Source organism: Euzebyales bacterium (assembly GCA_035461305.1).
In the GTDB taxonomy this organism is placed as follows: domain Bacteria; phylum Actinomycetota; class Nitriliruptoria; order Euzebyales; family JAHELV01; genus JAHELV01.
Genome location: DATHVN010000141.1, coordinates 1 through 14,753, shown reverse-complemented (window position 1 = coordinate 14,753; position 14,753 = coordinate 1). Strand labels below are relative to the sequence as shown.

Sequence of the window (14,753 nt, the reverse complement as noted above, 5' to 3'; positions counted from 1 at the left end):
CCGTCCGCGTGCTCCCTCATCACCGCACGGCCAGGGCCCTGATGCCGGGTAGGCCGACGTCGATCGTCGTCGCCTGTCGCTGGCCGGCTCGCCACGCGCGCAGGTCGGATTCGGACACGAAGATCAGCCACCTGCTGTCGGGCGACCACGCCAGCGGCGTGTTGAACGGCGTCCGCGCCGATCCCTTTGCCCGGTAGGCCTCTGTGCCGGTCGTGGTGTCGATGACCGAGACAGTCGCGTCCCCCAGCCCGCGGCTGCTCTGGTACAGCGGCAGCGCGAGCCAGCGTCCGTCCGGTGAGAAGGCACCTGTCGGCAGACCGAAGAACCCCGCCGGCAGCACCGCCGGGTCCAGCGCCGTCCGCACCTGGTCGGGGTCGTCGACCGTTCCGATGTTGACCGCGCAGGACAGGTCGTCGGCGCATTGCAGCCACGCGAGCCGGCGGCCGTCCGACGCGACGGCCATGCCGCGCGCGAGCAGGCGTCGCTGCCCGTCTGCGGCGACGAATGTGATCGCGCCCGGCGTGCCGACCACCAGGCCGTCAGCGGTGCCCACCAGCGGCTCGGCGATCGCGGGCAGCTGGACCTGGTTCAGCACCGTGCCGTCGAGACCGATCCGGCTGGCTGTGCCGGTGACGAACGGAGTGACGCTGTCGAACACCCACACTGAGCCGTCGTCGACGGTCGGGACGGCGCGGTGGCCGGCGGCGATCCGCGTGGGGCGCACCGACGTGCGCGGCAGGAGGACGACGTTGTTGTCAGCGTCGACCACGATGTCGTCTCCGACGACGAACAGAGTCTCGGACAGTGACGCCGGCGCGGGGTGGCGCACGGCGATCCTGCGCAGATCGCCGGCGTCGCTGTCGAGCAGGTACAGGCCGTTGTCGTCCGCGGCGATGATCGTCAGCCCCGCGGGCGGTCCGGGCAGCAGTGGTCCGGAGCCGGGTGCCTGCGTCGTCGTCTCGATCGGTGCGAACCGCTCGGGGACGAAGTCGCGGGGATCGACGGGATTGGTCAGCGTGGCATCGGCCGGCGCGCTCGTCGGGCCGACCGAGAGTCCCGCTGGTCGCTCCCGTGGCATCGCCAGCACCGCGGCGCCGACCACGACGGCGACCGTCGCGGCCACCGGCCACCAGCGTCGTCGACCGGGGCGCGGCGGCTGCTCCCAGCCTGCCGTCACGGGACGGTCGTCATCCGTCACGACACCAGCCTAGGAGGACGGCCCACGCCGGACAGCATCCATTGGCCGAACGTACATGTATCTGCCCGGGCGAAGCCGGTCCGCCAGCCATTCGCGGAACCAGGCCCCGCGAAGTTGCCCGGATAGTGCGCAGGCGCCCACCGTTGCGTGACGTAACCGACACCCGCTGGATCAACAATGGCGGTCGCTGGTCGTGAGGAAGGAACCGTAACCTGTGCGATCAGCTGACCGTGGACACGCGACGACGCCGCGCGCCTGCGTGGAATCAACAGGGGCGCGGCGTCGTCAAGGACGGTGCCGGGTCCGCGACGCGACGGTCAGCGCTTGTACACGGTCGGCGCGCGTCCGGGCCCGCTGTGGTCGGGATCGGCGCCCTGATCTGTGACGTCGCCGGCCTCGACCTCCTCGGCGATGATCCTGCGGACGACCGCAGCCGACGCGCCGCTGCGCTCCTGCAGGTCCTTGACGGTGAACGTGCCGGTCGGGATGGCGGCGCGGACCTCATCAGCGCTCACCCGGGTCCGCGCGGACGTCCGCCCTGACGAGGCCGACCGGCTGCCACCGCGGCGTCTTCCGCCTCCCGACACACCGCGGAATCCGGCGCGACGCAGCACGGCGGGCTGCACGCCCTCGGCCAGGAAGGCCTCCGCACTGATGCCGGTGCGCTCGGCCCAGGCACGCGCGTGCTCGACGAACGCGTCCTCGTAGCTCTCCAGCGACGGGGTCTCGATGTCGAGCAGCTGCTGGCGCAGCTGCAGGCGCTCGAGCTCGTCAGTGGACTCCTCGAGCTTCGCGTTCAGCGAGGCGATGGCGTCCTCGTCACGTAGTGCGCCGGGGTTGCGGATCGACAGGAGATAGTCACGAACTGCTGATTCCTGCGTGCTTGCCATGTGTCATCATGCTTTCGTTCGTTGGCGCTTCCTGACGGATCAGCGACAGCCAAAAGATCCAGTGGCAATAAAAGGTAGCACAACGACGTAAAGATAGCGACAAAGGAGAGGAACTACCTGCCCCAGCTGTTGATTCAGTAGTACTTCGGCTGGCGCAACCGTTCGTTTGCGGAACCAGGCACCGCAGACTTTCCTGGGCGTCCGGACGGCGGTGACGGAGGACGTGCGGGCCAGACTGCCCAGGAACCTGCCCGACGACACTAGCGTGCGTTGAAGTAACGAGCCTCAGGGTGGTGCACGACGAACGCATCGGTCGACTGCTCCGGATGCAGCTGGAAGGTCTCCGACAGCACGACGCCGATCCGCTCGGCGCCGAGCAGCTCGACCAGCGGCGCGCGCATCTCCAGGTCGGGGCACGCGGCGTAGCCGAACGAGTAGCGTGACCCCTGGTAGCCCTGCCTGAACAGCTCGCGCGGCGTGGCGGCATCGGCGTCGGCGATGTCGAGCTCGGCACGGACGCGCGCGTGCCAGTGCTCCGCCAGCGCCTCGGCCGTCTCGACGCCGAGACCGTGCAGATACAGGTACTCGGTGTAGCGATCGGCGGCGAACAACTCGGATGCGCGCCGGGTGACACGGTCGCCCACCGTCACACACTGCAGCGCGATGACGTCGCGCTCACCGGAGTCGACCGGGCGGAAGAAGTCGGCGATGCACAGGCGGCGCGACGACGACTGGCGGGGGAACGACCAGCGCGCCACGACCGTGTCCGAGTCCGGGGCGTCGTAGATCACGACGTCGTCGCCGTCGCCGTTGCACGCGAAGTAGCCGTAGACGACCTGCGGCGCGAGCAGCGACTCGGTGCGGGCGAGCTCGAGCGTCTGGCGCAGGGCCGCGGTGGCCGGGACCGTGTCGTCGCGGCCGAAGCCCCACTGGTTGCGGAACAGCGCCGTGGTGTTGAGCAGGGGCAGGATCTCGTCCAGCGGGACGCCGCGATGGACCCGCGTGCCCCAGAAGGGTGGCATCGGCACCGGCACGTCCGTGGCGACGGCGGAGCGGCCGCCGGTCGGGGTCCGGGCCCTGGTGGGTCGCGCACTGGGGCGTGCGGGTTGGTCCGGCGCTCCGCGTCCCCAGTCAGGCGGCGGCTCGCCGGCCGCGTGGTGGCTCACCAGCTCGTCCATGATCGACAGCCCGGCGAACGCGTCGCGACAGTAGAACAACGGTCCCGTGTAGCGGCCGCGCAGGTCATCCTCGACGTAGGACCGGGTCAGTGCGGCACCGCCCAGCATGATCGGGTAGTGGTCCAGACCGCGCCGCGTCAGCTCCTCCAGGTCGTCCCGCATCACGACGGTGGACTTGACGAGCAGGCCGGAGAGGCCGATCGCGTCGGCCGAGAACTGCTCGGCGGCGTCGATGATCGCGTCGATGGGCTGCTTGATGCCGAGATTGCGCACCTCGTAGCCGTTGTTGGTCAGGATGATGTCGACCAGGTTCTTGCCGATGTCGTGCACGTCACCCTTGACGGTCGCGAGCACGACGCGGGCCTTGCCGCGGCTGTCGGCCTTCTCCAGGTGTGGCTCGAGGTGGCGGACGGCCGACTTCATGGTCTCGGCGGACTGCAGGACGAACGGCAGCTGCATCTGCCCGGCGCCGAACAGGTCGCCGACCGTCTTCATGCCGGCCAGCAGATGGGTGTTGATGATGTCCAGCGCCGCGATGTCGGCCGCCATTGCAGCTTCGAGGTCGGCCGGCATCCCATCGCGGTCACCGTCGACGATCCGCCGCTGCAGGCGCTCCTCGAGAGGCAGGGACTCGACGTCGTCGCGGGCGCTCCGCGCCTCGGTGACGCCCTCGAAGTGGGCCATCAGCCCGTGGAGCGGGTCGTAGTCGCCGTAGCGCCGGTCGAAGACCAGGTCCTCGCACAACCGGCGCGCCTCCTCCTCGATCTGGTGCAACGGCAGGATCTTTCCGGGGTGCACGATGGCGGCGTCGAGCCCGCGCTGCACGGCCTGATGCAGGAACACCGAGTTCAGCGTCTGTCGCGCGGCGGGTGACAGCCCGAAGCTGATGTTGGACACGCCGAGCACCGTGTGGCACCCCGGGATCTCCTCCTTGACGCGCTCGATCGCCTCGAGCGTCGCCATGCCGTCCTGCCGGAGCTCCTCCTGACCCGATCCGAGCGGGAACGTCAGCGTGTCGAAGATCAGGTCCGAGGTCGACAGGCCGAAGTCGTCCACGGCGATGTCGGCCAGCCTCCGGCAGACCTCGACCTTCCAGTCGGCGGTGCGCGCCTGGCCCCGCTCGTCGATGGCCAGCGCGACCAGCGCCGCGCCGAACTGGCGTGCCAGACCGAACAGCCGGTCGGCCTTGCGGCGGCCGTCCTCGAGGTTGACCGAGTTGATGACCGCCCGACCCCCCAGCCTGCGCAGGCCGGCGGCGATGACGTCGACCTCGGTCGAGTCGAGGACGAGCGGCAGGGTCGAGCGCGTCGCGAGCCGGTCGGTGACCTGCGCCATGTCGGCGACACCGTCCCGGCCCACGTAGTCGATGCAGACGTCGAGCGTGTGGGCGCCGCTGCGGACCTGGTCCTTGGCCATCTCCGTGATGCCGTCCCAGTCCTCTGCCAGCAGCAGTTCGCGGAACTTCTTGGAACCGTTGGCGTTCAGCCGTTCGCCGATGATGTGGAACGACGTGTCCTGGTGCAGCGCTGCCGCGCTGTACAGCGAGGCGACGCTCGGTGTGCCGGTCGGGTGGCGCTCGGCGGCGGTCAGTGCCCGGCAGCGCTCGACGACCTGCTGCATGTGCTCCGGCGTCGTCCCGCAGCAACCACCGACGATCTGCACCCCGAAGTCGGTGATGAATTCGGCGTGGGCCTCGGCGAGTTCGTTGGGGGTGAGCGCGTAGTGCGGCTCGCCGTCGACCATCTGCGGGATCCCCGCGTTGGGGATCATGAGGATCGGCAGCGGGCTGTGTCGCGAGAGGTGCCGCAGTGGCTCGCGCATGTCGGCCGGCCCGGTGGCGCAGTTCAGGCCCAGTGCGTCAATGCCCATAGGGGTCAGTGCCGTCACGGCGGCGCTGATGTCGCTGCCCAGCAGCATGGTGCCGAGTCCCTGCTCGATCGTGACGGCGCACAGCAGCGGCACCGTCACGCCCTCGGCGTCCATGGCCTGATGGCTCGCCCAGATCGCCGCCTTCGCCTGCAGCAGGTCGTAGCACGTCTCCACCAGCAGCACCTGCGCGCCCCCCGCGAGCAGGCCGCGGGCCTGCCGCTCGTAGCCGGCGACGGCCGCGTCGTAGGAGATGTGGTCCGCCGCCGTCTCATCCTTGGCGAGGGACAGGGTGGGGGAACGGGTCCCCGGCCCGATCGAGCCGATCACCCACGGCCCCGCGTCACGGCCGGTGCGCACGTCGGCGCACGCCTGCGCCGCGATCTCGGCCGCGCGGTGGTTCAGCTCCTCACAGTCGTCGCCGAGGCCGTACTCGTCGAGGACCCACGGCGCCCCGCCGAACGTGTTGGTCTCGACGGCGTCACAGCCGGTCGTCAGGAAGCTGGTGTGGACGTCGGCGACGATGTCCGGACGCGTGCGCACCAGCACCTCGTTGCAGCCGTCGAGGCCGCCGAAGTCCTCCGTCGACAGGTCCTGCTGCTGCAGCGACGTGCCCATCGCCCCGTCCAGAACGAGGACGCGCCGCCGCATCGTGTCGAGGAATGTGTCGTGCATTGTCGACTGTGGTCCGGTCGAGGGCTCGGTGTCATCACGCCACCCGTGATCCCGCCAGTGACGTGACCACTCATCGTACGCACGCTGCGCGGATCTCTCCGCGGCCGGCATGCAACAACGTTGCTTGGCGGCGCTCAGGGGCCGGTCGGTCGTCGACACCGCCGGTGACGAGGCGGCGCGGCTCACACGCCGTGGCCGTGCCGGGCGATGCGGATGCGTCCCCCTGCCAGCCGGATCCCGTCGGACATCGCGACGACCGGCTGCAGGTCCAGCTCATCGATCTCGTCGACCGCCTCCACGAGCGCGTTGACGCGGAACAGCACGTTGCGCAGGGCGTCCAGGTCGACGGGCGGCGCGCCAGTGTCGCCGATGAGCAGCGGGAAGCCGCGCAGCTCAGCGAGCATGTCGTCGACGTCGTGTTCGGTGACCGGATGCAGGCGGATCCGGACGTCGGCGAGCAGGTCGACGAGTGCACCGCCGATGCCGACGAGCAGCACCGATCCGAACATCGGGTCGTGACGGACGCCGACGACCATCGTGACGCCGTCGTCGCGGGCCGCGCCGTCCTCGGAGATGGTCAATCCCACGGTCCCCAGCAGCTCGTGGATCTGCGCGTCGCTCAGGTCGCGATCGTCGCTGTCGGCCAGCGCATTCTCGACGATCGACCGGGCGGCGTCGACGTCGGCGTCGGTCACCTCGACCACGTGGCCGAGCGGGCGGCGCCGCCACTCGGCGTACTGTGCGACGTGACCCAGCGCCCGCGCGGCGTCCTCCGGGAAGGCGAACGTGGGCACACCCCTCCGGGCGCCGTCGCCGGTGTCGTCGGTCACCGCCATGACGACGCTGACCATCGGCGTCGAATCGTCGATGTCGGCGCGGGCCGCTGCGATCTCCTTCGCGATGTCACCCGCACGGGTGCCGATGGGTGGCACGAAGACCGACAGCACGAGGTCGACGGCCGGATCGTCGGCAACGGCGCGCAGGGCGTCGCCGTACACCGGTGCAGGCGTCGCCGGGCTGATGTCGACCGGGTTGTCGATCCGGGTCGACACCGGCAGCAGCTCCTCCAGCCGGTCGCGGGTCGCCTGCGAGAGCTCACTGATCTCGAGGCCCGCCGCGTCGCAGGCATCGGCGGCAAGCGTCCCCGGACCTCTGCCGTTGCTGATGATCCCCACCCGCCGCCCAACGGGCAGCGCCTGGGCCGACAGCACCGACGCGACGTCGAACAGCTCCGCGAGCGTGCGTGTGCGGATGACGCCGGCCTGCGCGAACAGCGCGTCGACGGCGGCGTCGTCGGCGTAGGCCGCCCGGCCGCCGGCCGCTCGGCGCTCGCTGGCGGTGCTGCGCCCCGCCTTGACGACGACGATCGGCGTCGAGCGGCCGACGCGCCTGGCGATCCGACCGAACTTCTCTGGGTTCCCGAACGACTCGAGGTACAGCAGGATCACGTCGGTCGCGTTGTCGGACTCCCAGAACTGCAGGAGGTCGTTGCCCGAGATGTCGGACTTGGCCCCGACGCTGACGAAGCTCGACAGCCCGAGGCCGAGCGCACGCGCGCGGGCGAGGACGGCCAGGCCGAGCGCACCTGACTGGCTGAGGAATGCCAGGCCCCCCGGGTCGGGGAACGCGTCGGAGACGGTCGCGTTCATGCGCACGTCGTCGGTCGCGTTGAGCACGCCCATGCTCGCCGGCCCGACGACGCGGATGCCGTGTGACCGCGCGACGTCGAGCAGGTCGGCTCCGCCGAGGTCGGCGCCCGGGGCCGTGATGATCACGGCGGCCCGGCTGCCCGCCCGCGCGGCGGCGATGACCACATCGACGACCGCGGCGGGCGGGACGCACACGATCACGGTGTCGGGCACCTGCGGGCAGTCGTCGACCGTCGCGTACGCCGGCTCGCCCTGCACCTCCTCGGCGTGCGGGTTGACCGCGAACAGCGTCCCGCGGTACCGCCGACGCAGGTTGGCGAAGACCATGCCGCCCAGCTTGTCGGTGTCCCGGGACGCGCCGATCACCGCGACGGTGTCCGGCATCAGAACCGCCCGCATCGCCTCCACCGCGGCCCAACGGTCCCGCTCGTCCGCGCTGCGCAGGAACGCATCCGACGGCACGGCGCGGAAGCTGGTCTCGACGGCCCCGTCCACGTTGGTGAAGACCGGCTCGAGGCCCGCGGCGGTCAGCACCTCCCGCATCCGCCGGTTGTCGCGCAGGAAGCTGCCCTTGAAGTTCGTGACCCCGAGGTCCTGGGCCGGTGTGAGCAGGCCGCGCAGGAGGACCGTCCCCACACCATTGCCCTGCTCGGCGTCCTCGACGAGGACCGCGAACTCCGCGGCGTGCCGATCGTAGGGCAGGCGGTCGAACCGCGACACGCCGATCAGCCGGTCACCGCGTGCGGCGACCAACGCGAAGCGGTCCTCGTAGTCGACCTCGGTGAAGTGCCGCATCTGCTCGCGCTCCATCCGGCGTGGCGCGAAGAAGCGCAGCCGGATGGTGTCCATCGAAAGGCGCGACCACATCTCCATCATCGCGTCGAGGTCGTCCGGACGGATGGGGCGGATGCGCACGGTCCGGCCGTCGCGCAGGGCGACGTCGTGGACGTAGCGCGCGAGATCCAGAGGCATCGGTCGTCGTGGTCCCGGTGTCGGTCGGCAGTACGACCCTAGCCGTGCGATACGGCCCGGCCCATGGCCGACCGCTGCGTCGTAGCGTGTGGACCGTGTTCAGACGCAGACGGATGCCCGCTCACCTGTCCGCGCCATGGGCGGCCTTCGCCGCGCAGGCTCAGCGGGTCGAGGACGCGCGGCAGGCGCTGCTCGGCTGCCTGCCGGTCGGCCGGGTCGACCCCGTGCCGATCCCGGTCGGGCTGGACCTGCTGCGCGACGAGTTGCGGGCCGTGGAAGGCGAGGTCGGCGCGTGGCACGTCGCGGAGGTCGAGCCGCAGTGGCGGGCCTGTCGCGCGGCGATCACCGAGGCGCTCGCGCACATCGAGCCCACGCGGGCGACGGCGCTGGGGACCGACGAGCTCGAGGTGCTGCTCGAAGCCGTCACCGACGTGATCGAGCCCCTCGACGTCTGGCAGGACGCCGAGCGGCACTGGCGGTCCCTGCGGACGCGCGGGTGAGCGGGTCGTCCGGCGGGCGCGGCGGAGTTGCTCAGGCGTCCGGGTCGGGCGCCCGCCTCAGCCGCTTGCGCTCGCTGCGACGGCGTTTGCGCTCACGCCGCCGGCGGCGCTCGGCGCGCGGGACGCGCGTGGGGATGCGCCGGCGGCGCGGCCGCAGCGCATCGTCGAGCAGGTTGCGCAGGCGTCCCACCGCGGCCTCGCGGTTGCGTGCCTGCGAGCGGAACTCACCAGCCTGCAGCACGAGCACGCCGTCGGTCGTCAGCCTGGACGCCAGCGCTGCGGTGACGCGATCCTTCTGGGCTCGGTCCAGGGACCGGCTGCCAGCCACGTCGAAGCGCAGCTCCACCTTCGTCGCGCTGGTGTTGACGTGCTGTCCGCCCGGCCCGCCCGCCCGCACGAAGCTGACATCCAGCTCGTCGGCGGTGATCGTGGTGCCGTCGGCCAGCACCAGATCGTCGCTCACGGTGGGCTCCGGTGCTCGGACCGGTCCACCGTAGGGTGGCCCGATGCGCCTGGCGACCCGCGACCGTGAGATCGTCGGGCTCGCGCTGCCTGCCATGGCCGCGCTGGCGGCCGATCCGCTGCTCAGCCTGGTCGACACCGCGCTCGTCGGACGGCTCGGCGCGGTGCCGCTGGCCGGCCTCGGCGTCAGCGTCGCGCTGTTCACGCTGGCGTTCTTCGGCTTCAACGTCCTGACCTACGGCACGACAGCCGAGGTCGCGCGCCTGCGCGGCGCCGGACGGCCTCAGGAGGCCGCGACCTACGCGTTGCAGGCTCTGTGGCTGGCCGTCTCGCTCGGCGTGGCGGTCACCATCGCGTTCGAAGTGGCGGCCCCCCTGCTGGTGCGCCTCATGGGCGCCGAGGGTGAGGTCGCAGGCGCCGCGGAGGTCTACCTGCGCATCCGTGCGCTGGCGTCGGTGCCCGTGCTGGTCGTGCTCGTGGGTCACGGTGCCTTCCGCGGCAGCATGGACATGCGCACGCCGCTGTGGATCACGATCACCGTCAACCTCGGCAACGCCGTGCTGAGCTGGGTACTGATCTACCCGCTCGACATGGGGATCGCCGGCGCGGCGATGGGCACGCTGATCGCCCAGACCGTCGGAGCCGCGACCTTCCTCGTGCTCGGGCGACGGCGTCTGGCTCCGCCGGCGCTGCGCGTCGAGCCGGCCGCGATGCGCCGCATCGTCGGCATCTCGCGCGACCTGTTCCTGCGGACCGCCGCGCTGCTGTCGGGCCTGCTGATCTCGACGGCGGTGGCGACGCGCATGGGCACCGTCGAGGTGGCCGCGCACCAGATCGCGCGCGAGCTGTGGACGATGCTGGCGCTCGTGCAGGACGGCTTCGCGATCGCGGGGCAGGCGATGATCGCGACCGCGCTCGGCGCCGGCCTCGTCGCCGATGCCCGCGGCACCGCCCTGCGCCTGCTGGCGTGGGGGACCGGCTTCGGCTTCCTCGTCGGTGCGGTCTACCTGCTCGCGGCCGACGTGTTGCCCGCCGTGTTCACCACCGACGCGGACGTGCTGGCCGCCGCGCGGGCCGTCTGGGGTCTGGTGGCGCTGCTGCAGCCGATCGGCGGCGTGGTGTTCGTGCTGGACGGCATCCTCATGGGGGCCGCGGACTTCCGTTTCCTGTGGTGGTCGACCGCGCTCGCGTCACTGGGTGGCCTCGTCCCCGTCTGCCTGCTGTCGCTGCACTTCGGCTGGGGGCTGCCGGGCATCTGGGTCGGCATGGTCGTCATGATGGTCACGCGCGCGGCGCTGACGGTGTGGCGCCTGCGCTCGGGCGCCTGGGCGGTCGTGGCGGACCGCTGACGTCGGGCCGTCAGCCCCGCCGGCGGCGACGGGCGGCCGCCAGGCTGCGACGCAGTGCCACGAGCGGAACGGCGCCGGCGACGATCACGGCCGCGCCCGCGAGTGCGGCCGTGGCGAACCCCACGGCGATGGCGTCGGCAACGGCCGCCGAGGTGACGTCGGTCGTACCCGCCAGCAGGTCGCGGACCCGCTCGATGTCGCCGATGCGCCGGGCCACCACCACCAGGATGGTCGCCCCACCGAGCGCCGCCCCGACCGTGATGCCCTGGTTGCGCAGGAACTGGTGGGCAGCGGTGGCGCGGCCCAGCTCATCGTCGCCTGCGACCGCCCGCAGCAGCGTGAGCGCGGCGTTGGTGGCCGCACCCACGCCGATGCCCTGCACGGTGAGCGCCACGAAGACCATCCACAGCGGGGCGTCGACGGCCGCGAGCGCCGCGACGACGAAGGCAGCCGGTGCCGCGACGGCGAAGCTGCCGGCCACGACCGTCGATTCGGCGACACGGTCGAGCAACTTGGATCCGGCGTTCGCCCCGGTCGTCCAGCCGACGGTGAAGAACAGCACCGACCAGGCGGTCAGCGCCGTACCGGCACCGCGCCCACCCTGGACGTACAGCGGGACGAAGGACGCGACCGCGATGGCGCCCGTGAGCAGCAGCGAGATCGACCACGCCAGCGGACCGAACGGAGCGTCCAGCACGTGTCGGGGGCGGATGACGGCGGCGTCGCGCCCGCGCGCCCGTCGCACGTACACCCAGCCGACCGCGACGGCGACGATGCCGGCCGCGAGGGATCCGGGGCCCAGCGCATCCACGCCGATGAGCAGCAGCGCGGTGAAGACGGCGACCAGTCCGAGGCCGACGACGTCGGGCGGGGTCCGTTGCGCGGTGCCGTGGTCCGGCAGCGCCCGCCAGCCGGCGAGCAGCGCGACCAGGCCCAGCGGCAGGTTGACCAGGAAGATCCAGCGCCAGGACCCTACCGTCAGCATCGCGGCCGCCAGCGCCGGCGCGGCGACACCCATCACGCCCCAGACGGTCGAGTTGAGCGCGAAGGCGCGTCCCACCAGCTCCCGCGGGAAGACCAGCCCGACGGCTGCGAGCCCCACCGCGATCGTGGCGCCGGCCCCCGCCCCATGGACCAGGCGCGCCGCGATCATCCACGGCATCGACCCGGCCAGCCCCGCGGCGACGCCGCCGATCGTGAACAACGCGACCGCGACGCGGAACACCCGGGACGCACCGATGCCGTCGATCAGTGCGCCGGTCGCGACCGTCGCCACACCGGATGTCAGACCGAAGGCGGTGATGACCCAGGGCAGAAGGTCGACGCTGCCCAGGTCGGCGGCGACCTGCGGCAGCGCCGCGCTGACGGCTAGCCCCTCGAACGCCGCCAGCGCGACCGTCAACAGGATCGCCGTCGCCGCGGCGCGCCGTTCGGGCGCGAAGACGTCGCGCACGGTGGCAGCCGGTGGTGTCGAGGCGGCCGGAGGATCGGGCTCTGGCACGGTGGGATCTGCTCGCAGCGGTCGTCGGGGCCGGGCCCTGCAGGCGCGGGTGGCGTCACCAGGATGGCGCTCAGCGCGTCCGCCTGCCCCGTCGCTGATGCGGCCTCCATCGGGCCCCTCACCGTGTGCCGCCGATGCGCGTCAGGCCGATCACCCTGTGCGGCCGACGGCCCCACGCCGACGTGCGGCGGTCGGCGAGCCGTCAGGCGCGGATGACCACCGACTTCTGCTCCGTGTAGTAGCCGAGCGCTTCGATGCCGTGCTCCTTGCCGTAGCCACTCTGCTTGACGCCGCCGAACGGGAGCTCGTCGTACACCTTGGTCGCGGCGTTGATCCACGTGTAGCCGGCCTCGATGCGCTCGGCGGCCGCCATGGCCGCTGAGAGGTTGCTCGTCCACACCGACGAGCCGAGCCCGAACGGTGATGCGTTGGCGCGGTCGATCGCCTCGTCGAGGCCGGAGACCGCCCACACGGGCAGCACCGGCCCGAACGTCTCCTCGGTCGACACGCGGGAGTCGTGCGAGGGCTCGTACACGACGGTCGGCTCGTGGTACCAGCCATCGTCGTATGCCTCGCCCTCGGGGACGCCACCGCCCGCCAACACCTCACCGCCGGATGCCACGGCGTCGGCGAGTTGGGCGGCGATCAGGTCCCGCCCCTCGGCGGCGTGCATCGGACCGATCTGGGTCCCCTTCGCCATGCCGGGGCCGACGACGAGCTTGGCCGCCTTGCGACCCAGCCCGTCAGCGACGCGCTCGGCGACGGCATCGTCGGCGTACACCCGTTTGACGGCCAGACAGGCCTGGCCGCAGTTGAAGAACCGGCCCATCGACGCAGCGCTGATGGCGGCGTCGACGTCGGCGTCCGCGCAGACGATCAGCGGGTCGGACCCGCCGAGCTCCAGCGTCACGCGCTTGAGGTCGTCGGCGGCGCTGGCCATGATCTGCTTGCCGACCGGCGTCGACCCCGTGAAGGCCACCTTGCGGATCCCAGGGTGGGTCACCAGCGCGGCGCCCGTCACCTCGCCGGTGCCGCAGACGACGTTGAACACTCCGGCCGGCAGACCGGCCTCGTGCGCGATGGCGGCGAGGCGCAGCGTCACGAGGGGAGTCGTCTCGTCGGGCTTTGCGACGACCGTGTTGCCTGTCACCAGTGCGGGACCGAGCTTGTTGGCCAGCAGCGTCGTGGGGAAGTTCCATGGCACGATCGCCGCGACGACGCCGACGGGACGGGCGAGCACCATGCCACGTGTGTCGGGGTCGAGGTCGGTGACGGCGCTGCCGCGGATGTTCAGGGCCAGGCCCGCGTAGTGCCGTAGGGTCTCGGCGCAGCGGTGGAGCTCGAGGTGCGACTCGCGCAGCGGCTTGCCCTGCTCCGCGGTCAGCAGCGGCGCCAGCTCGCCGGCGTGGGCGTCGATCGCGTCGGCGACACCCGCGAGGATCCTGCCCCGGCGGCCCGCCGGCGTGCCCGCCCACTCCGGCGCCGCGTACTGCGCGGCCGCGATGGCCCGGTCGACGCCGTCGGCGCCCGCCTCCACGACGGTGTCGACGATCTGTCCGGTGGCTGGGTCGATGATCACGAGCTCGTCGCCCGCCTGTTCGGTGCTGGCTCCGGCGAGGAACGGGTGCTGCACGGCTGGCCCTTCAGTCGGGTGGCTGCGGCGTAGACTAACCGGTCAGTCAGGACCGTCAAGATGCTGTGTCGCCGTCGACGCTACCGAGTACGGCGACGACTGACGGGCAGACGGGGATTGCGACCGGTGCGTCAGCTCCGGATCGGGAGCACGCTCAGCGGGTCGACATCCGACCGGCGACGCTGACCTCGAAGTGCAGGTGTGAACCGGTTGACGACCCGGTCGTGCCGACGCGGCCGATCACGTGGCCGCGCTCGACCGTGTCGCCGATGGAAACGAGCAGCTCGGACTGGTGGGCCGACCGGGTCCGCTGCGCGTCGTGGGCGACCTCGACCGTATTGCCGTCGCCGCCCTTCCAGCCGGCGAACGCCACCCTGCGTCCTGGGCGGCGCGGATCGGTGTCCCGGTCGGTGCCGCGACGTCGATGCCGCGGCGCATGCGCCCATGCCGGGGACCGTACGTCGACGCGAGCCGTCCCTCGATCGGCCATTCCAGCGGGTCGACGTCGGTCGCCGACCGCATCCGGGGACGGCTCGGTCAGCAGTGCATCGTAAGCGCTGGCGGCCCGCTGCAACGTGATCCGGTGAGCCTTCACGTCGGCGGTGAGTTGCTGCGGTCTCGGCGCGCTCGAGGCCGATGCAGATCCGGCAAGCAGGTCCGAGCATCTTGATGCGAGCACGGCGCCGACCAGCGATCGGCGCTTCGCAGTGCGGTGGTCACGGTGGTCGTCCTTGTTCGGTCAACACGGAACGGATCCACCCAATTGGGTCGATCCGTTCCTCGCTCATTGTGCGTGCGTCGCCGGCCAGGGCGCCCTTTCGCTGGCCGTGCGTACGCAAGCCGACGATGATACGTGCGTGCGGGCGTCCGCAGCGCCCGG

At 71.7% G+C, this 14,753-nt stretch carries 10 protein-coding genes; 2 read left to right on the top strand and 8 right to left on the bottom strand.

Features of this window, described 5'->3' with window-relative positions; genetic code table 11:
* Positions 1 to 19: 19 nt before the first annotated feature.
* From VK923_12915 to VK923_12900, 4 genes are all read right to left on the bottom strand, one after another.
* Positions 20 to 1,198, bottom strand: coding sequence for a hypothetical protein (locus tag VK923_12915; protein HSJ45578.1), 1,179 nt, complete (start codon positions 1,196 to 1,198; stop codon positions 20 to 22).
* 317 nt (positions 1,199 to 1,515) lie between these two features.
* Entirely contained in the window at positions 1,516 to 2,088 is a 573-nt protein-coding gene (locus tag VK923_12910) for a hypothetical protein (GenBank protein HSJ45577.1), read from the bottom strand.
* A 260-nt stretch (positions 2,089 to 2,348) separates the two neighbouring features.
* Entirely contained in the window at positions 2,349 to 5,807 is a 3,459-nt protein-coding gene (gene metH, locus VK923_12905) for a methionine synthase (protein HSJ45576.1), read from the bottom strand.
* A 182-nt stretch (positions 5,808 to 5,989) separates the two neighbouring features.
* Positions 5,990 to 8,428: a GNAT family N-acetyltransferase gene (locus VK923_12900; protein HSJ45575.1), complete on the bottom strand. Its 2,439-nt coding sequence runs from the start codon at positions 8,426 to 8,428 to the stop codon at positions 5,990 to 5,992.
* A gap of 113 nt (positions 8,429 to 8,541) precedes the next feature.
* On the opposite strand from VK923_12900, the gene VK923_12895 reads away from it, so the two are divergent.
* Entirely contained in the window at positions 8,542 to 8,928 is a 387-nt protein-coding gene (locus VK923_12895; protein ID HSJ45574.1) for a hypothetical protein, read from the top strand.
* Between the two features lie 31 nt (positions 8,929 to 8,959).
* On the opposite strand, the gene arfB is transcribed toward VK923_12895, so the two are convergent.
* A complete protein-coding gene (gene arfB, locus VK923_12890) occupies positions 8,960 to 9,391 on the bottom strand; it encodes an alternative ribosome rescue aminoacyl-tRNA hydrolase ArfB (protein HSJ45573.1) in 432 nt (143 codons plus the stop codon).
* A 43-nt stretch (positions 9,392 to 9,434) separates the two neighbouring features.
* Between arfB and VK923_12885 the strand changes: the two genes are divergently transcribed.
* Positions 9,435 to 10,739 carry an MATE family efflux transporter gene (locus VK923_12885; protein ID HSJ45572.1) on the top strand — a complete coding sequence of 435 codons (1,305 nt, stop codon included), beginning with the start codon at positions 9,435 to 9,437 and terminating at the stop codon, positions 10,737 to 10,739.
* 10 nt (positions 10,740 to 10,749) lie between these two features.
* Here the strand turns inward: VK923_12885 and VK923_12880 are convergent, their stop codons facing one another.
* The 3 genes from VK923_12880 to VK923_12870 all read right to left on the bottom strand — a co-directional run bounded on the left by VK923_12880 (position 10,750) and on the right by VK923_12870 (position 14,246).
* Positions 10,750 to 12,240, bottom strand: coding sequence for an MFS transporter (locus VK923_12880; protein ID HSJ45571.1), 1,491 nt, complete (start codon positions 12,238 to 12,240; stop codon positions 10,750 to 10,752).
* Between the two features lie 202 nt (positions 12,241 to 12,442).
* Positions 12,443 to 13,873 carry an aldehyde dehydrogenase family protein gene (locus tag VK923_12875; protein HSJ45570.1) on the bottom strand — a complete coding sequence of 477 codons (1,431 nt, stop codon included), beginning with the start codon at positions 13,871 to 13,873 and terminating at the stop codon, positions 12,443 to 12,445.
* 154 nt (positions 13,874 to 14,027) lie between these two features.
* Entirely contained in the window at positions 14,028 to 14,246 is a 219-nt protein-coding gene (locus tag VK923_12870; GenBank protein ID HSJ45569.1) for a M23 family metallopeptidase, read from the bottom strand.
* Positions 14,247 to 14,753 lie beyond the last annotated feature (507 nt).